This is a genomic window from Kitasatospora sp. NPDC093550, from assembly GCF_044764985.1.
In the GTDB taxonomy this organism is placed as follows: Bacteria; Actinomycetota; Actinomycetes; order Streptomycetales; family Streptomycetaceae; genus Kitasatospora.
On record NZ_JBIWJF010000003.1, the window covers coordinates 89,636 to 115,238 of the forward strand.

The following is a 25,603-nucleotide window of genomic DNA, read 5'->3' on the forward strand; positions in this document are numbered from 1 at the left end:
CCGAGGGGGTGGGCCCATGAGCAACCACCTGGCGATCGCCACCGTGAGCGAGGCGCTGCGGCTGCTCATCACCCGGGCGCTCTCGCCCGACATCCCGTTCGCGGTGGAGGTCAGCACCCGCAGGCCGCCGACCGAGCCGCCCACCGACCCGACCATCACCGTCTTCCTCTACCAGGTCACGCCCAACGCCTCGCTGCGCAACCGCGACGCGCCCACCCGCGCGACCGACGGCACCGTGCTGACCCGGCCGGCCGCCGCCCTGGACCTGCACTACCTGATCAGCTGCTACGGCGAGGAGACCCAGCTGGTCGGCCAGCGGCTGCTCGGCTGCGTGGTCCGGGAGCTGACCGAACAGCCCCTGCTGTCACGCCAGTTGATCGAGGAGGCGGCCGGCCAGCCGTACCTGGTGGGGACGGATCTGGCCGCCTCGCCGCAGCGGGTGCGCTTCACGCCCACGCCGATGGACCTGGACGAGCTGTCCAAGCTGTGGATGACACTGCTCCAGACGCCGTACACGCTGTCCGTGGCCTACCAGGCCACCGCCGTCTTCGTGGAGGGCAAGGCCGATCCGGTGGCCGGCAAGCCGGTGCTGCGCCGTTCCGTACGGGCCGTGCCGTCCCGCGGACCGGTCGTGGAGCGGGTGCTCTCCCGGCCCGCCGGGTCCCGGGGCGCCCCCGCGGAAGGGCCGGTGACCAAGGACCGGGAGCTGGTGGTGGACGGCTCCGGCCTGCGCGCGGACCTGGTGGTCGCCCAGCTGGGCGAGCGCCGGGTGACGGTCGACCCGGGCGCCGTCCGGGACGACCGGCTGGTGGTCGCCGTACCGGAGGACCTGCCGCCCGGTGTGTTCCGGGTGCAGGTGCTGCACGGGCTGGCACTCGACGGCCGACCTGCCGCCGAGCACCTCGCCGTGGAGTCCAACGTGCAGACCTTCGCCCGGCAGCCGCGGATCGTCGCGCCGATCGGCACCGCGGACCGCAGCGACGGACCGGCCGGCGTCTCGGCCCGGCTGGACGTCCGGGTGGACCTGCCGCTCCGGGACGACCAGCAGGTCCTGCTGCTCCTGGACGAGTTGCACCCGCCCGCCGGGCGGCCCGGGGCGAGCCACCAGTTCCGCGCACCCGCGCCGCCGGTGCCGCGCACCGATCCGTTCGAGGTCCGGGTGCCGGTCGTCGGCGTCCGCCCGACGGCGTACCTGGCCCGGATCCAGGTGGACGGCGTGCCGAGCGAGTTGACGGTGTCCGGCGAGGGGGCCTTCACCGGCCCCGTCGTGGACCTGACGCACTGACCGCAGGACGGGGGGTTCGGAGATGAGCACGCGCCGCAGGCAGGGCCGCGACGGCTCGGCGGACGACTCGCACCGGGAGTCGCTGTCCGCCGCGGTCGCCGCCGTGCTCGACCGGGTCGACGCGCACGCGGCCGGCCGCACCGCCGGGCCCGCCGCACCGTCGGCATCGTCGGCACCCGGCGCCCGGCGCGGCGGGCGCCGGCAGCCCGCCACCGCCCTGGACGCGCTCACCGCCTCCTTCGGCCTCACCCCCTTCGAGCGCGACGTCCTGGTGCTGGCCGCCGCCCCCGCGATCGACCCCACCGCCGCCGCCCGGTGCGCCGCGGCGGGCGGCGACCCGGCGCGCGGGTACCCGACCTTCTCCCTCGCCCTCGCCGCCCTGGACCAGCCGCACTGGAGCGCGCTCACCCCGGTGGGCCCGCTGCGCCGCTTCCGGCTGGTCGAACTCGACGACGAGACGGCGCTCACCGCCTCCCGGCTGCGGATCGACGAGCGGGTGCTGCACTTCCTGGTCGGCGTGCCGTACCTGGACGTGCGGCTGCACGGCCTGCTCACCCGGGTGGGACCGCCCGGCGAGCTGCCCGGCCCGCACGAGCGGTGCGCCGCCGAGCTGGCACGGGCGTGGACCTCGGCCGGGCTGTCCGGCCCGCCGCACACCGAGCTGACCGGCGCCGACCGCCGCACCCGCTGGGAGATCGCGGCGGAGGCGGCCCACCGCGCCGGACTCGGCCTCTACGCCGCCCACCGCGAGGACCTGCCCACCGAACCCGCCGAGCGCGAGCAACTCGCCCGGCTGTGGCAGCGCGAGGCGATCCTGATCCCGGCCGCGCTGCTGGTGGAGAGCGGGGAACCGGGCCGGGAGCGTCCGCACGCCCCGAACGGCGCGGAGTCCTTCCTGGCCCGCCTCGCGGTGCCGCTGGTCGTGTCCGGCGACGAGCCCCCGCCCGCCGGGACCTCGGACCGCACCAGGCTGACCGTGCCCCCGCTCGGCCCCGAGGAGCAGCTGGGGATCTGGGCCGAGGCGCTGGACGGCGCGCCGGGGGTCACCGAGGGCGGACTCCGCGCGCTGGCCGCCCAGTTCTCGCTGCCCGGCCATGTGATCCGCTCGGCCGCGGCGACCGCCCGGCGGGCCGCCGAGGCCGGCGGCAAGGGCGGCGGCAAGGGCGGCGACAGCCACGTCGGTGCGGACGGCGTGAGGGGTGCGGACGGCGGGAACGGCGGGGACGGCGCGGAGGGCGGGGCGGGCGGGGAGGGCGGACACGGTGCGGACGTCAGCCGACTGGCCTGGCTCGCCGGACTGGTGGAAGCCCGGATGTCCCTGGACGAGCTGGGCCGGCGGGTCGAGCCGCGCGCCGGCTGGGACGACCTGGTCCTGGAGGAGCGCCAGCTCGCGACGCTGCGCGAGATCGTCGCCCACGTCCGCCGGCGCGGCACCGTCTACCAGGAGTGGGGCTTCGAGTCGGTGCTGCGCCGAGGCCTCGGCGTGACCGCGCTGTTCGCCGGCGGCTCGGGCACCGGGAAGACGCTGGCGGCCGAGGTCGTCGCCGGACAGCTCGGCGTGGACCTGTTCGTCATCGACCTCTCCCAGGTCGTCAGCAAGTACATCGGGGAGACCGAGAAGAACCTCCGACGGGTCTTCGACGCGGCCGAACGCGGCGGCGCGCTGCTGCTGTTCGACGAGGCCGACGCGCTGTTCGGCAAGCGCAGCGAGATCAAGGACAGCCACGACCGCTACGCCAACCTGGAGGTCAGCTACCTGCTGATGCGGATGGAGGCCTACCGGGGCCTGGCCGTGCTCACCACCAACATGAAGAAGGCGCTGGACCCGGCGTTCATGCGGCGGATCAGGTTCGTGGCCGACTTCCCGTTCCCCGGAGTACCGGAGCGCGCCGAGATCTGGCGCCGGGTCATCCCCGCGCAGACCCCCAGCCAGGGTGTCGATCCGGAGCGGCTCGCCCAGCTGACCGTGGCGGGCGGCTCCATCCGCAACATCGCGCTGTCCGCCGCCTTCCTGGCCGCCGACGAGGACTGCCCGATGCAGATGCGGCACCTGCTGGCCGCCGCGCGCACCGAGTACCTCAAGCTGGAGCGCTCGCTGACGCCTTCGGAGGTCTCCGGATGGATCTGACCGAGACCGAGGGGCCCGGGACCGCACCCGGGCCGGGCAGCGCGGCAGCGGGCCGTGCGGGAACGGGAAGGGCGGGAACGGGAAGCGCGGGAACGGGAAGCGCGGGGACCGGCGGTGCGACAGCGGGCCCGGCGGGAACGGGCAGCCTGGGAACGGGCAGCGCGGGGACCGGCGGTGCGACAGCGGGCCCGGCGGGAACGGGCAGCCTGGGAACGGGCAGCGCGGGGACCGGCGGTGCCGGGCGGATCGAGGTCGAGATCGGCGAGCTGGTCCTCGACGGCTTCCCGCGGATCGACCACGACCGGCTGACGGCGGCGTTCCGGAGCGAGCTGACCCGCCTGGTCGCGGAACGCGGGGTACCGCTCGCGGCCGACGGCGACCGCGCGCTGGACCTGCTCGCCGGACTGCCGCCCCTGCCCGCGGGCGCCTCGGCGCAGCGGCTCGGCCAGGCACTCGCCCGCGCCGTGCACACCGGGCTGTCCGGCGGTGGCCGGGCGCCGGAACGGGGGCGGACATGAGCCGGCTCAACGCGCCCGCCCGGGATTCCGGGCCGGACGCCCAGCAAGGCGCGGCCCGGCGCAAGCCACGGGCGCCGAAGGCCCGTACGCCCGAGCCGAAGGAGATCGTCTCCGGCGCGGGCCAGCCGCTGGACCCGGGCGTGCGGCGGGAGCTGGAGGCGCGGCTCGGGCACGACCTCAGCCGGGTCCGGGTGCACACCGACCGGGACTCCGCCGCGCTGACCGAGCTGATCGGCGCGGACGCCGTCGCCGTCGGTCCGGACCTCTTCTTCGGCGAGGGCAAGTACCGCCCGGCCGGCGAGGACGGCCGGCGGCTGCTCGCCCACGAGCTGCTGCACACCGTCCAGGCCCCGAACCCGCTCGGCGCGCTGCGGGCCGGCCGCGATCTGGGCGCGGTCAGCCTGCCGCAGGACGCGATCGAACGGGAGGCGGAACACGGGGCGCGCGAGGACCGGCCGGCGGCGGCGACGCCGGGTGCCACGCCGGGCTGGCTCCGCTACGCGACCGTCGACGCCGACCGGTTCCGCACCGAGCGGCTCGACCCGGCCACGCTGGTCGACCGGCTGGCCGCCGGCATCCTGCGCTCGCTGCGCGGGGACCCGACCGACTCCTCCGGCCGGGTTCGTCTGCAACTCGCCCGCTTCGCACCGGAGTTGCAGGCCTCCGTGCTCGCCCGGCTGGCGGACCGGCTGCCTTCGTCGGACTACACCCGGGTGCTGGAACTGGTCGAGGCCGCCGAGCACCGCCCGGCCGACGTGGACGGCGCGCAGACACCCGAGCCCGTCACCGACCGGGCCACCGAGCAGGCCGCCGAGCGGGCCACCGACGGGAACAAGCCGACGGACGAGCTCGGGCAGACGGAGGAGCAGAACCGGAACCGTCGACTCGACGAAGAGGCCCGGCAGTCAGACGATCCGAAGCATCGGCGCAAGCGCCGCAAGGCGAACGGCGACAAGGCGGACGCGGCGGACGAGGACGGCAAGAACGAGGAGCAGGACGGCCGGCAGGCCCAGCCCTCGGAGGGCGAGGCCGCGCAGACTCCGCCGGACGCGCAGCCGGCTCCGCAGCCGGAGACCGGTCAGGCCCAGGACCAGGCTCAGGCCCAAACCCAGCCCGCCGCCGACGCACAGCCGACCACCGTCGAGGAGGCGCCCGCCCCGGCCCCCGGCACGGGGCCCGAGCAGGCCGCCGCGACGGAGGGGGGCGCCCAGCCGGCAGCCGTCTCCGTACCCGGCTCGCCCGGAGCCGAACGGGCGAACGCCGCCACCCAGCCCTCGGCCGGCACCAAGCCCCAGGAGCCCGCCGCCGCGCCGCTGCCGCAGTCGGCCCCCGTCAAGCCCGAGCGCCTGGACGCCATCGCGCAGGCCGAGGACAGCCCGCTCGCCCGGCACGGGATGCTGGAGGGAGACCACCGGCAGCGTGAAACGCCGGACGAGGAAAGGCCGTTGGGCCTGGAGCCGGGCGCGGACGCGGAGGTCCACGACGCGCCCGCCCCGGGCGAGGACAGGCAGCCGCAGTCGGCCGCCCCCGGGCCGGAGCTCAATCCGGGGGACTTCCTGCCCTCCTCCGACCTCGACGTGTCCGCCGTCCCGACGGCCGATCAGATCACGCCGTCGGCGGACGGCGCGCCCGCCGCCAACGCCGGGGCACCGGAGTTCCCCGAGCCGCCGGCGACCAAGGCCGACCGGGTGCAGGCCGAGCGGGAGAGCCGGCCGGAGGACGAGGCGGAGCCGCCGGCGGCGCCCGAGCAGGCCCAGCCCGGGGGGGCTGCCACCGAGCCGGCCCCCGCCACCGCCGAGCCCGAGGACGGGAGCGCCCGCGACCTCCAGCCGGAGCAGCCGGTCGAGCAGGAGATCGGCCCCGACCCGACCACGAACCCGGCCGCGCACCCGGCGCCGGCTGCTGCCGCCGGGCCCGACCCGACGGAGCCGCGGCAGTCGGAAGCCCCCGCCGAGGAGGCCCGCGCGACCGGGCCCGCAGCTGCACCCGAGCCGAGCGCCGCGGGCCCGGAGCACACCGCCGCCGGACCCGCCGCGGCAGGTCCGGTCGGCGGGGACGGCCCGGGCGGTCCTGGCGCGGCTCCCGAAACCGACCCCGACGCCGGTCCCGACGCCGGTCCCGGCCCGGCCGCCGAACAGGCCGACGTACCCGCCGGGCTCGCCACCCGGCCCGCCCCCGACGCCTCCCTGGAGTCCGGCGGCGGTGCCTGCGCGGGCCCGCAGCAGCCCACCACCGAGGCGGAGCCGGACGGCGCCGGTGGCAACGCCGGCAACGGCGCAGGCACGGGCGGCGGCTGCGCGGCGGGCGGCGCGGCCGAGAGCGCCCCGTCCAAGCAGCGCAAGCAGGCCCCGCCCGACGTCTCCGCCCAGGACCCGCAGGGCGCCCTCGCGACGGCCGCGAGCCTCCCGCCCGACCAGATGGCCACCGCCCTGGACGGCGTGGACGGCTCGGTGGACCGTACGGTCGGCGAGCAGCACGCCCGGCTGCAGGCCGCCCCGCCGGCCGTCCAGCGCCCGTCCGGTGCCCCGCAGACCCAGTCCGGCCCGCCCGAGGCCGCGCCGCCCGCCGAGGCGGTGACGGAGCGGCTGGAGCGGGTCGGTCCGCAGGGCGCGGACGGCCGGCAGAAGGACGGCCAGCAGCAGGCCGAGCAGAAGAAGGTCGAGGGCCGGAACCCCGGCGACCGGGTCGCCGCGCCCCACGTCGCCGACGACGCGAGCAACCAGGTCTCGCCGCAGGAAGTACAGCAGCTGCAGGGCGCGGTCGGCGACGTGCCCACGACCGATCCGGCGTTGAACACCACCGTCGGCGTCGCGCCGACGGTCGAACTGACCGGGGAGAGCGACCCGGCCCGCACCGACCAGCAGGCGGCGAAGCTCAAGGAGAGTTCCACCAGGATCCTCGGCGTCGGCCGGGAGGACGCCGCCAAGCCGATGGGCGAGGACCGGATCTACCCGGACGTGCCGAAGGAGACCCTCACCGCCTCCGTCCCGGGCGGCGGCCGGACCGGGGGTGCCCGGGCGGGCGGCGCCGTCGACACCGAGCCGGGCATCGGCGTGGTCACCCAGCAGGAGCGCGGCCCGCAGATCCAGGCCGCGGTCGGCCAGGGGCAGAGCCGGATGGGCTCCGAACGGGCGCAGCAGAAGCAGGGCGAGGCCGAGGCGCGCCGGCGGAACCAGGCCGAGGTCGACCAGGCGGTGGCGGACAACGCCCAGGCCCAGGCCGGGGAGCGGGGCGAGGCCGCCGAGAAGGTCAAGGCCGAGCGCGAGCAGTGGCGCACCGAGCAGGACCGGAAGGTCACCACCGCGGACCAGGACTCCGACGCGGAGCACCGGGACAAGACGGGGCAGATCGGCAAGAAGCGCACCGACGCCGACAAGGACGTCCAGGACCGTCAGCAGCAGGACAACCAGAAGATCCAGGACAAGCGGAAGGAGGCCGAGGAGAAGGCGCAGAAGGAGAAGGACCGCAAGAAGGAGGAGTCCGAGGGCTGGTGGGGCTGGGTCAAGTCCAAGGTCAAGGCCGCCTTCGACGCGTTGGTCGAGGCGGTCACCAAGGTCTTCGACTACTTCCGCGGTCTGGTCAACGACATCATCGACGGCTTCCGGAAGTTCGCGAACTGGGCGATCGACCAGGCGCGGAAGTTCGCCGTCGAGCTGATCGACAAGCTCGCCGACGCGCTGATCAAGATCTGCGACGTGCTGCTGGCGGCCTTCCCCGAACTGCGGGACAAGTTCCGCAAGAAGATCGAGGAGTGGCGGGACAAGGCCGTCGCCAAGGTCAACGAGTGGGCGGACAGGCTCAAGAACGCCGTCAACAAACTGCTCGACCTGCTGGCGGCCGGGCTGAACGCGCTGCTGAACGTGCTGGAGGCCGGGCTCAAGGCCGCGGTCGAGGCGGTCCGCAAGGCCGTCATGGACGCGATCGACTTCGTCCAGAAGGCGATCGCGGTCTTCGGCGAGTTCGCGGTCCTGATCGGCGACATCGCCTCCGACCCGGGCGGGTGGCTGAAGAAGCTCGGCACCGCCGCGATCGACGGCATCCGGCACTACCTGTGGGGTGCGATCAAGAGCGCCGTCAAGCAGTGGTTCAACGAGAAGGTCGAGTCGGTGGTCGGCCTGACCTCCACCATCGTCAACGTCCTGGTCAAGGGCTGCATCTCGATGGCGCAGATCGGACGGATGGCCTGGCAGGCGATCGTCGCCGCACTGCCGGGGATGATCGTCTCGATCGTCGTCGAGAAGCTGGTGTCGCTGATCGTGCCGGCGGCGGGCGCCATCATGGCGATCATCGAGGGCCTGGTGGCGGCGTGGAACACCATCAGCAAGATCGTCGCCGCGATCGGGAAGTTCGTCACCTTCCTCAAGGCGGTCAAGTCCGGTTCGGCCGCCTGCCTGTTCGCCGACGTGGTCGCGGCGGGCGTGGTCGCGCTGCTCGACTTCATCTCCAACTTCCTGCTCAGCAAGCTCAAGGGCGCCGGGAAGGCGGTCGGCAGCAAACTCAAGGCGATCGCCCAGAAGATCCTCAAGGGGCTGGCCAAGGCCGGCAAGGGCGCCCGCAAGGCCGCCGGGAACGCCGTCAACAAGGCCCGCGCGGGGCTGCGCCGGGCCACCCGGTCGCTGCGCAAGCCGCCCTCCCCCGGCCGCGCCCGCCCCGCCCGGCCGGCCCGCACCGGCCCCGCCCGGCACACCGTCCGGCACGCGGAGCGCCACCCCTCGGCCACCCCCGGACGCCCGCGCCGCGAGGTCACCCGCCCCAAGTCCACCGCACCCCGCCGACCCGCCTCCCCCGTCGGCCGCGCCCTCAACGCCTCCCGCCAGACCGTCAAGTCCGCCCTCAACCGCGTCCGCGTCGCCGCCCGCACCCTCGGCCGCAAACTCCTCGACAGCAAGCTCGGCCGCGCCCTCACCAACGGCGCCCACAAGCTCCGCGACGCCTACCGCACACAACGCGACCGCCTGCGCGCCTGGCACCAGAAACGCCAACAGCAACGCGCCCAACGCCGCGCCCACGAGAACTCCCCGGACGCCAAGAAGCAGCGCCTGGAGCTGATCGTCGCCCGCATCCGCCCGCGGATCGAACGCCTGCTGGCCCGCGGGGTACGGCAGGTGGTGCTCCGGCCGCTCCTGGCCGGGCTGCGGGCCTGGTACCGGCTCACCGGGCTCACGGAGGTCGGCAGTCCGGCCTTCACCATCGAGGCCCAGCTCAACCCGACGGCCAGGGCCGCAGGCGGCTTCGAGCTGACGGCCGAGGAGATCCGCGTGATCATCCGCAAGCAGGCGGAGGGCCTCTTGGACCGGGCCGACGTCATCGCGGTCGCGAGGCACATGCGGCTGCTCAAGCACCGGGCCGGTGCCGACGCCGTGAACCAGCCCCTCCGGGTGGAAGGGGGAAAGGACATACCCGGCTCCGTCCTGTACCTGAGGGAGCGTGGCACGGACCTCGACGTCTCGACCGCGCAGGGCAGCCCGCTCATCGTCCCGCCCTACAAGGTCGGTTGGGGGAAGATGGAGCACTACACGGTCGGCCCGGAGGGTGGAGCGGTCAAGGAGCAGAACCGGGGCGGCCTCACCAATGCCCTCACCAAGGGGGTCGGCACGTACCCGGAGATCGCAGCCGACCTGTCCCGGGTCGGGCTGACCGACATGAACTTCGCCATGGCGCTGAGGGCCTACAGCACGAACAGCCACCTGCCCCCGTCGTTCACGCCGGAGCAGCAGCAGCTGGTGCGCAACGCGCACTGGCTGATGTTCGTCCGGGAGTCCGTCCGGAGCCCCGCGAACCTCGGCTACGCGGCCATGACGACCGATCTGTTGGCCCGCGGATCGCAGGCCCGCGGGCTGGACCGGAACCACGCGTTCGCCCAGTACGAGAACAACCGCCGGGGTGACCGGGGGCAGTTCCCGATGTCGATGAGGGGCGCCGCGGCGGCGGCCCGCGGTCTCAAGCAGGAGGAGGCGGGCCTGCTCACCAACCTGGAGGGCACCGCGGCCGACCGCAACGAGCTGAAGTTCCGCGAGCTGCAGCTCGGCGAAACCTGGGCACTCGCCAGGACCGGTGGCGTGGGGATCGTCGCCACGACGGCGGCTGACACCGTCAAGAAGGGCGAGAACCTCGTCCAACAGTTCCTACTGCACTTCTACGGCCTGACATAAGAGGAAGACTCGCATGACCCGATCGTTCACCCGCCTGGTCCTCAAGCCCGAGTTCAGCGAGCACGACTTCAAGCTGGTCGTCTGGGACCTCTTCTGGGACGTCGTCGACCTCGGACGGAAGGAGGACGGCGCCGTCGTCGACAGCTGGCTCACCCCGGGCGGCGAAGCCGAGGTGCACTACGTCGACGACCGGAACATCGGCGTGCGGTACGTCACGATCCGGGGCGACGGCGCGGCCGACGCCGAGGCGGAACTCCGGCCGCGCTGCCGGGTGTGGGCCCTGGACGAGGCCTTGGCCGCCCTGCACCGGGCCGCTGACCGGAACGACAAGCTCATCGCCCTCTACGCCACCGCGCTGACCGCCGACGACCCCGAGGACCGGTCGGTGGTCGAGGCCCTTGCCGACGCCGCCCGGGACGACGATCCGGCGGTCCGACAGGCGGTCGTACTCGCCACCGGTTACCTGCCCTGGCCCGGCTTGGTGGCCGTGGTGGAGGAGCTGAGCCGGACGGACCCGGTGGAGCACGTCCGGCACAACGCCCGGGTCCTGCTGGAGGGTATGGCCCGAACGGAAGGCGATTCCTGATGCCCTACGCAGACATCCCCAGGCCCATAAGGGCCGGGCTGGTGATCGTGGATCCGCAGCGGGGAACGCCGCAGCGGGTGATCGTGCTGCAGTTCAATCCGGACAGTCTGGAGCGGTCGTTGGCGCCGCAGACGGCGGGGGCGGAGGGGAGTGGGGACCGGACGGAGGCGTTGCGGCTGAAGGGGCCGGCCGTGGAGACGTGGAAGTTCACCGCGGAGCTGGACGCGACGGACCAGCTGGACGTGCCGTCGCCGAACGGGATCCATCCGCAGCTGGCGACGCTGGAGCTGCTGGTGCAGCCGGCCAGCGCGCAGCTGAGGACCAATCAGGCGCTCGCCGCGGCGGGGACCCTGGAGATCACGCCGGTCGAGGCGCCGCTGACGCTGTTCACCTGGGGCGGCAAGCGGATCCTGCCGGTGCGGCTGACCGAACTCACCATCACCGAAGAGGCGTTCGACATCGATCTGAATCCGATCAGGGCCGCCGTCGCGATCGGCCTGCGCGTGCTGACCGTGACCGATCTGCCGACCGGCCACCGCGGGGCCGAGCTGTACCTGGCGCACCTGGCGCAGAAGGAACGGCTGGTCGGCGCCGCGGCCGACGGCCGGTTGAGCGTGCTGGGCCTGGGAGGGGGACTCCGATGACCGTCGACCACACGTCCGGCGCGCTGCCCGCGCCCTCGCCGTACCCGCTGACCAGCCGGTACCACGGCGTCCCGGTGGCCCTGCACACGACGCCGGACGGGCGGCAGGTGCCGTACCTGCGGCGGAGGCTGCTGCCGAGCACGGACGGGCTGACCCCGCTCGCCGAGCACACCGTGAGCGCCGGGGACCGCCTCGACCTGCTCGCGAACCGCTACCTCGGCAGCGCCGACCAGTGGTGGCGGATCGCGGACGCCAACCCCGTGGTCGATCCGCGGGAGTTGACCGCGACGCCGGGCCGGCGGATCACCGTCGCGCTGCCGGGTGCGGTGCCGGGTGCGGTGCCGGGGGTGCGCAATGCCTGACCTCTCGGCCGTCACGGGGGGCGGGCCGGTCGGGGCGATCCACCTCAGCCTGCTGATGGGTCCGCAGATCCCGGTGCCGGTGCCGCAGCCGGTGACGGACGCCCTGCTGTCGGCGCAGGTCACGGTGGCGTCCGGGCAGCGCAGCGGGTTCCAGCTCGCCTTCGACCTGTCGAAGCGGGGTCTGATCGACACCGCGCTGCTGCCGGGCGGCTTCTTCGACCCGAAGATCAGGGTCGTGCTGATGGTGACCGTCACGGGCACCCCGACCGTGCTGATGGACGGTGTGATCATCCGCCAGGAGGTGGGCATCAGCAACCAGCCCGGCCAGTCCACGCTCACCGTCACCGGCGAGGACCTGACGGTGCTGATGGACCTGGAGGAGCAGGCCGGGGTGCCCTTCCCGGCGATGTCCCCGGCGGCCCGGGTCGCCGCGATCATCGGCAAGTACGGGCAGTACGGCATCCTGCCGCTGGTCGTCCCGGAGCTGGTGCCGCAGACGCCGATGCCCACCCGGCGGATCGACTTCCAGAAGGGCACCGACCTCGGGTACGTCAGCGAGCTGGCGAAGGCCAACGGCTACGTGTTCTACCTCGACCCGGGCCCGGTCCCCGGGATGAGCCGCGCCTACTGGGGGCCGGAGAACCGGCTCGGCGTCCCGCAGCACGCACTGAACGTGAACATGGACGCGCTGTCCAACGTCGACCAGCTGACCTTCGCGTTCGACGGCACGGCCCGCGAGGAGCCGGAGGCCCGCATCCAGCTCCCGGCGACCAAGGTGTCCTCCGTCCTGCCGGTGCCGGAGGTCAGCATCCTGCGCCCGCCGCTGGCGCTCAGGCCCGCGCCGGCGCTGAAGAAGAAGGTCATCGCCGACACCGCCAAGAAGGACACCACCCAGGCCGTCGCCGAGACCATCGCCAAGGCGATGCAGTCGGCGGACGCCGTCTCCGGCTCCGGCCAGCTCGACGTCGTCCGGTACGGGCACGTGCTGCGGCCGCGCGAGCTGGTCGGCGTCCGCGGCGCCGGGCTCACCTACGACGGCCTCTACTTCGTCAAGAGCGTCACCCACAACCTCAAGCGCGGCTCGTACACCCAGAACTTCACGCTGACCCGCGAGGGCCTGATCGCCCTCCAGCCGGCCGTCGTCCCGTAACCGCCCAGCACCGAGCAGCAGGAGTTGCCCGCATGGCCGAACCGACCCGCTACCTCGGCAAGTTCCGGGGGACGGTGGTGAACAACGCCGACCCGCTCGGGATCGGCCGCATCCAGACCCAGGTGCCCGACGTGCTGGGCGAGGCCGTGTCGACCTGGGCGATGCCCTGCTTCCCGGTGGCCGGTCCGGGCATGGGGCACTACGCGGTCCCGCCGGTCGGGGCGGGCGTGTGGGTGGAGTTCGAGCAGGGCGACCAGAGCTACCCGATCTGGACGGGCTGCTGGTACGGCTCCGCCTCGGAGGTCCCGGTGGAGGCGACGACCGGCCCGCCGGGGGCGCCGAACGCCGTGCTGGAGACCACCGGGCGGCGGGTGATCGTGCTGTCCGACGACCCGACCACGGGGATCACGCTCCGCACCCCGAGCGGGGCCTCGATCGTGATCAACGACTCGGGCATCCGGATCAGCAACGGCCAGGGCGCCGAGATCTCGCTCGTCGGCGCCACCGTTTCCATCAACCAGGACGCCCTGAGCGTGACCTGACGGGGGAGAACCACATGACCGGAAATCTGCTGCACGTCAATGCGACGGTGACCTGCCCGCACGGCGGCCAGGCGACGGCCCGGCCCGCCCAGGCGCGGGTGCTGGTCGCCGGCCAGGCCGTCACCAGTACGGCCGACCCGTACACCGTGACCGGCTGCCCGTTCAACGTGGCGGGCAAGCCGCAGCCCTGTGTGACGGTCCGCTGGGTGGTGCCGTCCGCCCGGATCCGGGTGAACGGCTCCCCCGCACTGCCCCAGTCCGCCGTCGGGCTGTGCCAGAGCGCCGAGCAGGTCCCGCAGGGGCCGCCGATCGTGACCGTCGTCCAGCAGCGGGCGGAGGGCGTATGAACACCGGGCCCGTGATCATCGGGGGTGCGCTCGCCGGGGGTGCGCACACCGGGGGCATCCACACCGGGGGTGCGTACGCCGCACCGCAGGCCGGGCCCGGCGCCGGGCCGACGGCCCCGCTGCCCGGGCCGGCCCGGACGGACCTCGCGTTCCCGTTCCGGATCGACAGCCGCGGGCGCACCGCCGAGGCGGCGTACGACGACCACGTGCGCGACCTGATCGAACAGTTGCTGTTCACCAGCCCCGGCGAGCGGGTCATGCACCCGGACTTCGGCTGCGGGCTGCTGGACCTGGTGTTCGCGCCGAACAGTCCGGAGCTGGCGGCCACCCTGCAGCTGTCCGTCCAGGCGGCGCTGCAGCGGTGGCTCGGCGACGTCATCGAGGTCGCCGCGCTCGACGTGGAGAGCGAGGAGAACGTGGTGCGGGTCGAGCTGGCCTACGTCGTCCGCCGGACCGGCACCCAGCGGCAGGACGTTTTCGAGGGCGGGGTGGCGGCATGACCGGGCGATCCGAAACCGGAACTCCGGCGGCCCGGTGCGGGACGGAACTGCGGCGCACCGACGTGCGCGCGGCGCACCTGCTGGGGCTGGACGGCGCAGAGCCGGAGGGCGACGGGCGCACGCTCACCGTGACCTTCCTCGGCCGGGCGCCGGACGAGCTCGGCCCGGAGAACATCCGCGTCGACGGCGGCCGCCGGATCACCGGGCTGCGCGCCCTCGCGGTCGAGATCGAGCGCGCGGACGACCCGGAGCTGGACGACCGGATGCACGTCACCCTCGACCGGGTCGGCGACACCTCCCGCTACCGGCTGACCGTGGTCGAGGCGGACGCCTACGGCCGACCGGGCACCCGGCCGTACCCGGGCTTCGACCCGAGGTACGCGAGCGCCGGGTTCTCCTTCGGCGCCGACTGCCCCTCCCCCTACGACTGCCGCACCGAGGAGAGCTGCCCGCCCTCCGCCCCGGCGTCCGCGGTCATCGACTACACCGCCCGCGACTACGAGAGCCTGCGCCGGCTGGTGCTGGACCGGATGAGCCTGACCGCCCCCGGCTGGACCGAGCGGCACCTGCCCGACCTCGGCATCACCCTGGTCGAGCTGCTCGCCTACACCGCCGACCGACTCTCCTACCAGCAGGACGCGGTGGCCACCGAGGCGTACCTCGACACCGCCCGCCGCCGGGTGTCGGTGCGCCGACACGTCCGGCTGATCGACTACGCCGTGCACGAGGGCTGCAACGCCCGGGCGTTCGTCACCCTGACGACGGACCGCCCGCTCACCCTCCGCCCCGGCGGCTTCCGCTTCGCCGCCGTCGACGTCAGCCGGCTCGGCCCGCAGGAACGCCCGGAGCTGTCCACGGTGATCCCCGACGAGCAGCTGGACGCCCTCACCCGGACCGCGGCGGTCGAGGTGTTCGAGCCGCTCGGCGGGACGGACCTGGTGCTGCACCCCGAGCACAACACCATCCGGTTCTGGACCTGGGGCGACCAGGACTGCGTCCTGCCGAAGGGCGCGACCTCCGCCACCCTGCGCGACGACTGGCACCACGCCGACCGGCCCGAGGACCGCTCCCGGCACCTGGCGCTGCGCCCCGGCGACCTGCTGGTCGTCGAGGAGGTGCTCGGTCCGCGCACCGGCGCCGCCGCCGACGCCGACCCGGCGCACCGCCAGGCCGTCCGGCTCACCTCGGTCACCCACCTGGTCGACGAGCTGTACCGGCAGCCCGTGGTCGAGGTCGAGTGGGCGCCGGAGGACGCGCTCTCCTTCCCGCTCTGCCTGTCCGCGCGCGGCGGGAGCGACTGCGGCCCGATCCCCGACGTGAGCGTCGCCCGCGGCAACGTCGTCCTGGTCGACCACGGCCGCTCGCTCACCTTCTGCGGCGCAGCCCCGGAGACCTTCGCGGTGCCGCCGGAGCCGGTCCGGGTGGCGCCCTGCGAGCCGGACGGATGCGGCTGCGCGGACCGCACCGGGGGCAGCCCCGCGGCGGAGGCGATCCACGAACTGCTCGACCGGACCAGGACCGGCCGCCAGCTCGGCCCCCACCAGGTCCGCGAACTGGACGCGCTGCTCGGCGAGGCGGCGGTCCGCCGGGCCGGGCTGAGCATCCAGCTCGCCCCGGGCGCGAACGCGGAAGGCCAGGACGGCCAGGGGGCCGTGGTCGAGCCGCCCACCGCCGACGCCCAGGCGGCGGCCCTGGAGACGCTGCTCGACCAGACCCGCTACCCCGTCCTGCCGCAGCCCTTCCGCCCGGTGCTGCGCTACGCGCCGGTCACCCAGGCGGCCGCCTACCCGGACCGGGCCCACGTCAGCGCCCGGCAGGCCGTCCTGCTCGCCGGCATCCCCGAACGGGTCCGGCAGCGGCTGGAGGAGCTGTGGCACCGGGCGGACCGCGGCCACCCCCTCTCCCGCGCCGAACTCGCCGAACTGACCCTGCTGTTCGGGGCCCGGGTGGTGCAGGAGCTGCGCCTCGCGGACCGGCCCGCCGCCGGACTGCGCGACCTGCTGGCCCGCCGCACCCGCCTGCTCGCCGCCAAGCTTCGCCGCCTCGAGGTGCTCACCGCCAGGGCCCGCTCCGGCGGGGTGCTCCGGCGCCCCGGCGTCTGGGAGGTGGCGCAGAACTGGGGCGGGCGGTACGCCGCCGGGCTCGACCCGGACTCCCCCGCGCTGGCCGGCCCGGCCTCCGGGATCGCCGTCCAGGACCCCCGGGCCGCCCTGCCCGCCGTCCGGGCCACCGCCGGGGACCAGGAGTGGACACCCCGCCGGGACCTGCTCTCCGACGGCCCCCGCGACCGGCACTTCGTCGGCGAGCCGGCGGACGACGGCCGCCTCGCGCTGCGCTTCGGCGACGGGCGGCACGGTCAACCGCCGCGGCCCGGCGCGGAGTTGCGGGTCGCCTACCGGATCGGCAACGGCACGGCCGGCAACGTCGGCGCGGAGGCCATCAACCACCTGGTGGTCTGCCGGGACCAGCCGCCCCACCCCGGGGGGCGCAGCACGGTCACCCCGCCGCAGGACGCGCTGCTCCGGGTCCGCAACCCGATGCCCGCGACCGGCGGCACCGATCCCGAACCGCTCGACCAGGTACGGCAGGCGGCCCCGCTCGCGCTGAGCCGCACCCGGCTGCGCGCCGTGACCGCCGCCGACTACGCGGAGCTGGCCGCGGCCCTGCCGGGCGTCCGGCGGGCCGCCGCCGAACTCCGCTGGACCGGCAGCGTCCAGGAGGTCCACGTCGCCGTCGAGCCGTACGGGCACGCCACCGCGGACACCACCCTGCTCGAGGCGGTCGGACACGGCCTGGAGGCGTACCGCCGGATCGGCCACGACCTGGTCGTCCGCCCCGCCCTGGTGGTGCCGATCGACCTCGAACTGCAGGTCTGCGCCGCCCCCGGCCACCAACGCGGCCACGTGCTCGCCGAGTTGCGGCGGGTCCTGGGCAACCGCGCGCTGCCGGACGGCCGCCTCGGCTTCTTCCACCCGGACGCGCTGGGCTTCGGCGAGCCGGTACGGGTCTCCCGGCTGGTGGCCGCGGCCGCCGCCGTCCCGGGCGTGGTCAGTGCCCGGGTCACCCGGCTGCGGCGGCAGTTCGGGCGGGACGACGGCGAGTCGGCCGACGGGCTGCTGCGGCTCGGCGCGCTGGAGATCGCCGGCTGTGACAACGACCCCGACTGGCCGGAGAACGGCCGGCTCTCGATCGTGATCGGAGGTGGCCGATGAGCGGCCAGTGCACCTGCGGCTGCGCGGGCACCGCCACCGCGACGCCGGTCCCGCTGTTCAACCCGCCCGGGCTGGACGCCATCGGCTACCGGGTCGGGAGCTACGGGGAGTTCCTCGACAGCCTGCTCGCCCGGCTGTCCGGACCCGCCTACCCGGCGCTGCGCGACCTGACCGTCCGCACCCCGGACGACCCGGCGATCGCGCTGCTGGACTCCTGGGCCGTGCTCGCCGACGTGCTCACCTTCTACTCGGAGCGGATCGCCAACGAGGGCTACCTGCGCACCGCCGTCGAGGAGGGCTCGCTCACCCTGCTCGGCCGGCTGGTCGGGCACCGGCCCCGGCCCGGCGTCGCCGCCGACACCTACCTCGCCTACACGCTCGACCACGACCCGCGGGCCGTCGAGGACCCGACCGTGACCATCCCGCGCGGCGCCCGCAGCCAGAGCGTCCCCGGCCCCGGCGAGGACCCGCAGTCCTTCGAGACCGCCGAGGACCTCGCCGCCCGCTCCGCCTGGAACGAACTGGCGGTGCTGCGCCGCCGCCCGTACCAGCTGACGCCCGGACAGCTGAACCCCGGCGGCCGGGCCGAGCTGTTCGCCGCCGGCACCGCCAACAACATCAAGCCCGGCGACCGGCTGCTGTTCGTGTTCAGCGCCGACAAGGCCGCCGACCCGGTCCACCGGGTGCTGCGGCTGGTGCCCGAGGTACGGCTCGACCGCGAGAACGACGTCACGGTGATCGGGCTGCCCCGGGACCTGCGCACCCTCAAGGACCTGCGCGCCGAGCTGGCGGACTGGATCACCGTCTCCGAGAACGCGCCCAACCCCCGTCCCGGGCACAGCCGGGTCCTGTGGGACTTCGACGACCAGGTGCTGGCCCCGCTGCGCGCCGACCTCGACCTGCCGTCCGGCCCGCTGGGCACCCCCGCGGACTTCGCCGACCGGCTCGCCCCGGTGCTCGCCCGCGCTGCCGAGGCCGCCGAACTGGCGCGCTCCCGGAAGCCGGTGGCCGACTGGTTCACCGCCCTCGGGGAGAAGCTGTCCGGCCTGCGCGACCGCGCCCACCAGCTGGAGCCGAAGCAGGCCCCCGACAAGCCCGGGCCGATCCCGCCCGGCACCGGGAGCGGCACCGCCGACCCGGCCGTCCGCGGACTCGGCTCGGTGCTGGCGGCCCTGCGCACCGCCCCCACCCGGCCCCCGCTGAGCGCCCGGGACCTCGCCCGCGACCCGCAGCGCCTGTTCGCGCCCGGCTCGGACCTCGGCGTGCAGCTGCTGTCCGCACTCGACCCCCGGCTGCGCGACGGCCTCTACCCCGCCTGGCAGCGGGTCGACCTGACGGCGCCGCTCGCCGTCCACGAGATCCAGGCGATGCGGGTGGTCGCCACCCCGTTCGGCGCCACCGCGCCGCTCAAGCCCGTCTTCGGCAACGACGGCCGGATCGACCGCTACGTGGACTGGCCGCTCTCCGGCAGCACGCTGATCGGCGTCCGGATCAACTTCGACACCGCCGGCACCGTCCCGAAGACCGCCGACTTCACGTACGTCGAGGCCGGCAGCCTGACGCACAACGGCTTCTCACTGCCGTGGGACCACACCTTCACCCTCGGCCCCGGGCAGGTCAAGGTGGTCACCACCGAGCCGCCCACCCCGACGCCGAACCCGCACGCCGCCGCGGTGCGCGCCGCCGTGCCCGCGCCCGACCAGGAGGCCGGCGTCAGCGCCAAGCTCCTGGCCAAGCTGCCCGAGCGCACCGTCTTCGTGTCCCGCCCGCAGGCCGACGGGCACGTCCACGTGAGGGTCGAGGGCGGGCCCGGCGGCGCCGTGCTCGACTACCAGCTCGAACCGGGCCAGGAGAAGACCGCCGACTCCGGTGAGCTGAACGTCCGGATCAACCGCTACACCGCCACCGAACAGTCGCCGCCCGCGGTCGAGGTGGTGTTCACCACCAAGCGGCAGCCGGTCTCCGGCACGGTCCTCACCCTCGACGCGGTGTACGACCAGATCGCGCCCGGCAGCTGGGTGGTCATCCAGCGCCCGCGCAAGGGCATCGACGGCGGCATCCCGGGCAGCCGCGACCTCGCCGAGGTCATCACCCGGGTGACCGACGTCCGGGTGATCTCCCGCGCCGACTTCGGCATCACCGGCAAGGTGACCGAACTGTCCCTGCAGCAGCCGTGGTTGGACGACAAGGACAGCCAGCTCTCGGACATCCGGGACGCCACCGTCTACGCCCGCGGCGAGGCCCTGCGGCTCGCCGACGAGCCCGTCACCGAGGAGGTCCGCGGCAACCGGATCGAACTCGCCCGGCTCTACGACGGGCTGACCCCCGGCCGGTGGATCGCGGTCAGCGGCGAGCGGACCGACATCCCGAACACCACCGGGGTCCGGGGCACCGAACTCGCCATGATCGCCGGCGTCGAGCAGAGCGTCGACCCGCGCCTGCCCGGGGACACCGTCCGCACCGCCCTCACGCTCAGCGCCGACCTCGCCTTCCGCTACCGCCGCGACACCGTCCAGGTGCTCGGCAACGTGGTCCGCGCCACCCAGGGCGCCAGCCGCGACGAGGCCATCGGCAGCGGCGACGCCGGCGTCCCCGGCCAGCGCTTCACGCTGTGGCAGTCGCCACTCACCTGGCTCGCCGCCGACACCCCCCGGGGCGCGAGCAGCACCCTGGAGGTCCGGGTCGACGGGGTGCGCTGGCACGAGGTCGACAGCCTCGCCGGACGCGGCCCGGACGAACAGGTCTACGTCACCGCGACCACGACCGACGGCCGCACCACCGTCACCTTCGGCGACGGCGTGCACGGTTCACGCCTGCCCACCGGCCGGGAGAACGTCCGCGCCCGCTACCGGATCGGCATCGGCGAGAGCGGCAACGTCGGCGCCGGACGGATCACCCAGCTCACCACCCGCCCGCTCGGCGTCTCCGCCGTCGTCAACCCGCTGCCCGCCACCGGCGGCGCCGGACCGGACGGCCCGAGCCTGGCCCGGCGCACCATCCCGCTCGCCGTCACCGCCCTGGACCGGCTGGTCTCGGTGCCCGACTACGAGGACTTCACCCGCTCCCGGGCCGGCATCGGACGTGCGAGCGCCACCCGGCTCTCGGACGGCAGGCGGGAGCTGGTCCACGTCACGGTGGCCGGGGTGGACGACATCCCGCTCACCACCGACTCCGACCTGATCCGCACCCTGCGCTCCTCGCTCACCGCCTACGGCGACCCCAAGCTGCCGGTCGAGGTCGCGCTGCGCGAACTCGTCCTGCTGGTCCTCGCCCTGAGCGTCAAGGTCGACCCGGACCACTCCTGGGACCTGGTCGAACCGGCCCTGCGCCGCGCCCTGCTCGACCGGCTCGGCTACGCCGGGCGCCAACTCGGCCAGAGCGCCCACCTGTCCGAGGTCCTCGCCGCCGCCCAAGCCGTCCCCGGCGTGGACTGGGTCGAGGCCGACGCCTTCACCGGCGTGCCCGGCAGCCTCACCCCGGAGGGCCTGGAGCACCTGTCCGAGCAGCTCGCCCGGCCGCAGCCGAGCGTCCCGGCCCGGCTCGCCCGCTTCGACGAACAGCGGTACCGGGTGCGGGGCCCCGACCCGGAGACCCTCACCGAGGTCGCCGCCCGCAACGGCATCTCGGTCGCCGAGCTGCTGCGCCTCAACCCGTCCGTCACCGACACCCGCCCGCTGCCGCCCGGCCGCGTGGTGACGGTGTTCCGCGGCATCCGCCCGGCCCAACTCGTCCTGCTGTCACCGAACCTGCCCGACACGTTGATCCTCAAGGAGGTGCTCCGATGACCCGTGAACCGGACGGGCTGGTGGAGCTGCTGCCGCAGTGGCACCGGCTGCGGGACGCCGAGGCGGGCGAGCCGCTGCGCGCCCTGCTGGCCGTCATCGCCGAACAGGTCGACGTCGTCCGCTGCGGCATCGAACAGGGCTACCAGGACTGGTTCGTGGAGACCGCCGCCGACTGGGCCGTCGCCTACCTCGGCGACCTGGTCGGCTACCGGATCCTGCCCGGCTACGAGGAGGTGCTCGCCACCGGCCTGCACGGCGGAGTCTCCCCGGAGCGGGCCGCGGCCCGCGACCGGCTCGCCGCCCGGCTGGCGCCGCGGCACGACGTCGCGAACACCGTCGCCAACCGCCGGCGCAAGGGCACGCTCGCCCTGCTGGAGGAGCTGTCCGCCTCGGTCGCCGACTGGCCGGCCCGGGCGGTGGAGCTCTCCCGGCTGCTCGGCGGCACCCAGCCGGTGCGGCTGCTGCGACCGGACGAGGAGCCCGCCGACCGGCAGCGGCTGAGCCGGGGCCGGCTGCTCGACGTACGGCGCGGCGCCGAACTCGACCTGCTCGGCGGGCCCTTCGACGGGCAGGCGCACACCGTCGACGTCCGCCGGGCCGCCTCCGCCCGCCGCCAGGGCGGCTACACGCCGGCCGGGGTCGCCCTGTACGTGTGGCGGCTGAAGCCGTACCCGGTCACCCGGGCGCCGGCGTACTGCATCGACCGGGCCAGGAACCTCTTCACCTTCTCGGTCCTCGGCAACGACGCCCAGCTGGTCACCAAACCCGAGCCGGAGCCGTCGACCACCCACCTCGCGACGATCGACGACGTGCCCGCCCCGATCCGGCGCCGACAGCTCGCCGAGCGCCTGGCCGACTACTACGGGCCGGGCAAGAGCTTCGCCGTCTGGCGCGACGGCGCCCAGGAGCCCGTCCCGCCCGCCGAGATCACGGTGGCCGACCTGAGCGACTGGACGTACCGGCCCAAGCGCGGCCAGGTCGCCGTCGACCCGCTGCTCGGCCGGATCGCCTTCGGCGCCCGCTCCGCCCCGCGCCGCGGCGTCTGGGTCGACTACCACTACGCCTTCGGCGACGACACCGGCGGCGGGGAGTACCCGCGCGAGCGCCCGGAGGCCCGGCACCGGTCGGTCTACCGGGTCGGCCCCGGCGAGCCGTACGAGCGGATCAACGACGCCTACCGGCAGTGGCGCGCCGACCAGGAGTCGGGCAGCGCGGGCGGCGCCGCCGTCATCGAGATCACCCACAGCGGCGCCTACCAGGAGCAGCTGGACTTCGACCTGGACGCCGACGACCGCCTCGAACTGCGCGCCGCCGAGGGCACCCGGCCGGTGATCCGACTGCTCGACTGGTACAGCAACCGGCCGGACGCGCTCAACGTCCGGGGCGTCCGCCCGGGCGGACGGCTGGTCCTGGACGGGCTGCTGATCACCGGTCGCGGGGTCAACGTCACCGGACCGCTGGCCTCCGTCGCCCTGCGGCACTGCACCCTGGTGCCGGGCTGGTCGCTGGAGCCGCACTGCGAACCGCACTCGCCGCAGGAGCCCAGCCTGGTGCTGGACCACACCACCGCCTGCGTGACGATCGAGCGCAGCATCCTGGGCACGATCCAGGTCGTCGGCGACGAGGTGGACACCGACCCGCTGGAGATCCACCTCGCCGACAGCATCCTGGACGCCACCGGGTCCGACCGCCCGGCGCTCTCCGGGCCCGACTGCGAGCACGCCCACGCGCTGCTGCACGCCCACCGCTCCACGGTGGTCGGCGAGGTGCACACCCACGCGGTGCCGATCGCCGAGGACTGCGTGTTCACCGGGCGGCTGCGGGTGGCCCGCCGCTCGCTCGGCTGCCTGCGGTTCTGCTACGTCCCGCCGTGCTCGCGCACCCCGCGCCGGTACGAGTGCCAGCCGGACCGGGTGCGCTCGGCGGTGACCGAGCTGGTCGAGCGCGGCGAACTGGACCCGGCGCAGGCCGCCCGGCTGCGCGAGCTGGAGGCGGAGCGGGTCCGCCCGCTGTTCACCAGCCTGCGGTACGGCACGCCCGACTACGGACGGCTGGCCGCCGGGTGCGCGCCGGAGATCACCCGCGGCGCCGAGGACCGCTCCGAACTCGGCGCCTTCCACGACCTGTTCCAGCCCCAGCGCGAGGACAACCTGCGGGCGCGGCTGGCCGAGTACACCCCGGCCGGCACCGACGCCGGAATCTTCCACGCCTCCTGACCCGCGCCTCGACCCAGGCCTCCTGACCCGCGCCCCATGACCCGCTCCGGGTGAATCCGGGCGAATCCGAAAGGGAAACCGTGCACGCAGACTTCTCGCGCCTGACCTTCCGGCCCGGCAAGCACTACTCCGCGGTGCTGACCCAGCAGGGCCGGGTCCAGCTCGACGCCGACGCCAACGAGCAGGCCGCGATCGAGCGGTACCAGCTGCGCACGCTCGCCGCCGACCTGATCGGCCGCCGCGGCGGACCGGCCGGGGCGGCCGGATTCGCGATCGGCTACGTACCGGGCAACCACGACGTGGACGACCTCACCATCGGCGGCGGCCGCTACTACGTGGACGGCATCCTGTGCGAGGCCGACCGGCCCGAGCCCGGCATCGCCGCGCCCGACGACCCCGGCCAGGGCGGCGACGTCCGGGCCGACGGCGGCGACGCCCGGGAGGCGCCCGCCGGCTGGACGTACTGGGACCAGCCGGACGCCTACCGGGACCAGGAACGCGAGAGCGACCGGCTGCCCGGCGCATTCCCGTTCCTGGTCTACCTGAAGGTGTGGGAGCGCAGCGTCACCGCCGTCGAGGACCCGGAGATCCGCGAGGTCGCGCTCGGTGCGGCGATGCCCGACACGGCGGCCCGGGCCAAGCTCGTCTGGCAGGTGCTGGCCCTGCCCGCTTCGGAGTTGAGCGTTCCGGACGGCGGGGTGTCCCGGGTGCGGGAGGCCTTCGACGCGTGGGCCGAGGCGCACGAGCGGCCGGGCGGGCTGCTGGCCGCGCGCGCCCGCCGGCCGGAACGGGCGAGCGAGGACCCGTGCCTGGCCCACCCGGAGGCCGGCTACCGGGGGCCGGAGAACCAGCTGTACCGGGTGGAGGTCCACCACGGCGGCTCGGCGGACGGCTGCGCCACGTTCAAGTGGTCCCGGGAGAACGGCTCGGTCGTCCTGCCGATCGCCTCGATCGAGGGCGTCTGGGTCGACCTCACCTCGCTGGGCGACGACGACAAGCTCAGCCTCTCGGTCGGCGACTGGGTCGAGGTCGCGGACAGCGCGTCCGTCAGCCGGGGCGAGCCGGCGGACCTGCTCCAGGTGGAGGAGACCGACCTGCCGGGGCGCCGGGTGCGGCTGTCCGCCGAACCGGTGCCGGAGGTCGGGCGGCTGGCCGAGCGGCACCCGTTCCTGCGCCGCTGGGACCACCGGGCGCCCCGCGGCCGGGACGCCCTGCCGCTGGCCGGCGGCGCCCTCCAGCTCCAGGAGGGCGCCTGGCTCGACCTGGAGGACGGCGTCCAGGTGTACTTCAGGCCGTGCGGCGAGTACACCCGGGGCGACTACTGGCTGATCCCGGCGCGGACCGCCACCGGCTCGGTGGAGTGGCCGCAGAACGCGGCCGGCGAGGCGCTGCTCCGGGAACCGGCCGGGGTGCGGGTGCACCACGCCCCGCTCGCCTGGGTCAAGGGCCCGACCACGGTCGTCGACCTCCGGCAGACCTTCCCCCCGCTGACCGCCCCCGCCCCGCAGGAGGGCGCGCGCCACTCCTGACCGCCGACGGCCGACCGGCGGGACGGGGCACGGCCGCACCGCCGGATCAGGCCTGCCAGTGCGGCTTGCCGCTGACCACCCGACAGGTGATCACCCGGCCGCTCGCGTCGTGCGTGCTCTTCCCGAGGTCGGCGTTGCGGCAGAACTGCCCGGCCTCGTAGCAGTTGCCGGCGGCCGAGCGGAGCTCGCACCCGCCGCCCGCGGCCGCCGCGGTGTGCTGCGGTTCCGGGTCGGCCGGCGGCTGCGCGGTGGTCACCTTCGGCTGCGGCGCCTGCGGCGCCTTGGACGGCGTCGCCGCCGCGGGCGAGGGGGCTACCGGCTGCGCCGGGGGCGTGACGGCCGGGGCCACCGGCAGCGTGGTGGGCGTCGCCGCCGGCGCTGCGGGGGTGGTCGGCGGTGCGACCGGCGCGGGCGGCGCCGTGGTGACGGCGGCGCTCGGCGTGGCCGAGGCCGTGGCACCGCCGTCGGCGGCCGACGGGTCGCAACCGGTCAGCGCCAGACCGACGGTGAGGACGAGTCCGGCGAATCCGGCCAGACCGGCCCGGCGACGCCCGGATATCCGTGAAGGCATGGGAGGAGAACGCTCCGTTCCGTGTGGATGGGTCGGGCGATTCAAGCAGCCGTCCCACACGGCCTGCGCACCGTTT

At 74.9% G+C, this 25,603-nt stretch carries 16 protein-coding genes; 15 read left to right on the forward strand and 1 reads right to left on the reverse strand.

Features of this window, described 5'->3' with window-relative positions; genetic code table 11:
- Positions 1 to 16 precede the first annotated feature (16 nt).
- The 15 genes from ACIRD3_RS05845 (at position 17) to ACIRD3_RS05915 (ending at position 24,956) form a co-directional block, all read left to right on the forward strand.
- On the forward strand, positions 17 to 1,285 hold the full coding sequence (locus tag ACIRD3_RS05845) for a DUF4255 domain-containing protein (RefSeq protein ID WP_402212178.1): 1,269 nt from the start codon (positions 17 to 19) through the stop codon (positions 1,283 to 1,285).
- Between the two features lie 22 nt (positions 1,286 to 1,307).
- Positions 1,308 to 3,413: an ATP-binding protein gene (locus ACIRD3_RS05850; RefSeq protein ID WP_402212181.1), complete on the forward strand. Its 2,106-nt coding sequence runs from the start codon at positions 1,308 to 1,310 to the stop codon at positions 3,411 to 3,413.
- The gene (locus ACIRD3_RS05855) at positions 3,404 to 3,931 is read left to right on the forward strand and encodes a hypothetical protein (protein WP_402212184.1); all 528 of its coding nucleotides are present in this window, start codon (positions 3,404 to 3,406) and stop codon (positions 3,929 to 3,931) included. The genes ACIRD3_RS05850 and ACIRD3_RS05855 overlap by 10 nt, the downstream gene beginning before the upstream one ends.
- A complete protein-coding gene (locus tag ACIRD3_RS05860; protein ID WP_402212186.1) occupies positions 3,928 to 10,083 on the forward strand; it encodes a DUF4157 domain-containing protein in 6,156 nt (2,051 codons plus the stop codon). The genes ACIRD3_RS05855 and ACIRD3_RS05860 overlap by 4 nt, the downstream gene beginning before the upstream one ends.
- A 13-nt stretch (positions 10,084 to 10,096) precedes the next feature.
- The gene (locus tag ACIRD3_RS05865) at positions 10,097 to 10,669 is read left to right on the forward strand and encodes a HEAT repeat domain-containing protein (RefSeq protein WP_402212189.1); all 573 of its coding nucleotides are present in this window, start codon (positions 10,097 to 10,099) and stop codon (positions 10,667 to 10,669) included.
- Positions 10,666 to 11,313 (forward strand): hypothetical protein, encoded by a 648-nt coding sequence (locus ACIRD3_RS05870; protein ID WP_402212859.1) that lies wholly within the window; start codon positions 10,666 to 10,668, stop codon positions 11,311 to 11,313. Before ACIRD3_RS05865 ends, ACIRD3_RS05870 begins: the two co-directional genes overlap by 4 nt.
- Entirely contained in the window at positions 11,310 to 11,675 is a 366-nt protein-coding gene (locus ACIRD3_RS05875; RefSeq protein ID WP_402212192.1) for a LysM peptidoglycan-binding domain-containing protein, read from the forward strand. Before ACIRD3_RS05870 ends, ACIRD3_RS05875 begins: the two co-directional genes overlap by 4 nt.
- Entirely contained in the window at positions 11,668 to 12,825 is a 1,158-nt protein-coding gene (locus ACIRD3_RS05880) for a hypothetical protein (protein WP_402212195.1), read from the forward strand. The genes ACIRD3_RS05875 and ACIRD3_RS05880 overlap by 8 nt, the downstream gene beginning before the upstream one ends.
- 32 nt (positions 12,826 to 12,857) lie before the next feature.
- Positions 12,858 to 13,367, forward strand: coding sequence for a phage baseplate assembly protein V (locus ACIRD3_RS05885; protein WP_402212198.1), 510 nt, complete (start codon positions 12,858 to 12,860; stop codon positions 13,365 to 13,367).
- Positions 13,368 to 13,381: 14 nt separating this feature from the next.
- Positions 13,382 to 13,714 (forward strand): hypothetical protein, encoded by a 333-nt coding sequence (locus ACIRD3_RS05890; RefSeq protein WP_402212201.1) that lies wholly within the window; start codon positions 13,382 to 13,384, stop codon positions 13,712 to 13,714.
- 119 nt (positions 13,715 to 13,833) lie between these two features.
- Complete coding sequence (locus ACIRD3_RS05895) at positions 13,834 to 14,214, forward strand: GPW/gp25 family protein (RefSeq protein ID WP_402212861.1); 381 nt, start codon at positions 13,834 to 13,836, stop codon at positions 14,212 to 14,214.
- A complete protein-coding gene (locus ACIRD3_RS05900; RefSeq protein ID WP_402212204.1) occupies positions 14,211 to 17,426 on the forward strand; it encodes a putative baseplate assembly protein in 3,216 nt (1,071 codons plus the stop codon). Before ACIRD3_RS05895 ends, ACIRD3_RS05900 begins: the two co-directional genes overlap by 4 nt.
- Complete coding sequence (locus ACIRD3_RS05905; RefSeq protein ID WP_402212206.1) at positions 17,423 to 21,211, forward strand: putative baseplate assembly protein; 3,789 nt, start codon at positions 17,423 to 17,425, stop codon at positions 21,209 to 21,211. The genes ACIRD3_RS05900 and ACIRD3_RS05905 overlap by 4 nt, the downstream gene beginning before the upstream one ends.
- Positions 21,208 to 23,427, forward strand: a complete 2,220-nt coding sequence (locus tag ACIRD3_RS05910; RefSeq protein WP_402212209.1) for a hypothetical protein — start codon at positions 21,208 to 21,210, stop codon at positions 23,425 to 23,427. Before ACIRD3_RS05905 ends, ACIRD3_RS05910 begins: the two co-directional genes overlap by 4 nt.
- 80 nt (positions 23,428 to 23,507) lie before the next feature.
- Positions 23,508 to 24,956, forward strand: a complete 1,449-nt coding sequence (locus ACIRD3_RS05915) for a DUF6519 domain-containing protein (RefSeq protein ID WP_402212211.1) — start codon at positions 23,508 to 23,510, stop codon at positions 24,954 to 24,956.
- Positions 24,957 to 25,002: 46 nt separating this feature from the next.
- Here ACIRD3_RS05915 and ACIRD3_RS05920 read toward each other — a convergent pair whose 3' ends face one another.
- Entirely contained in the window at positions 25,003 to 25,527 is a 525-nt protein-coding gene (locus tag ACIRD3_RS05920; RefSeq protein ID WP_402212213.1) for a hypothetical protein, read from the reverse strand.
- Positions 25,528 to 25,603 lie beyond the last annotated feature (76 nt).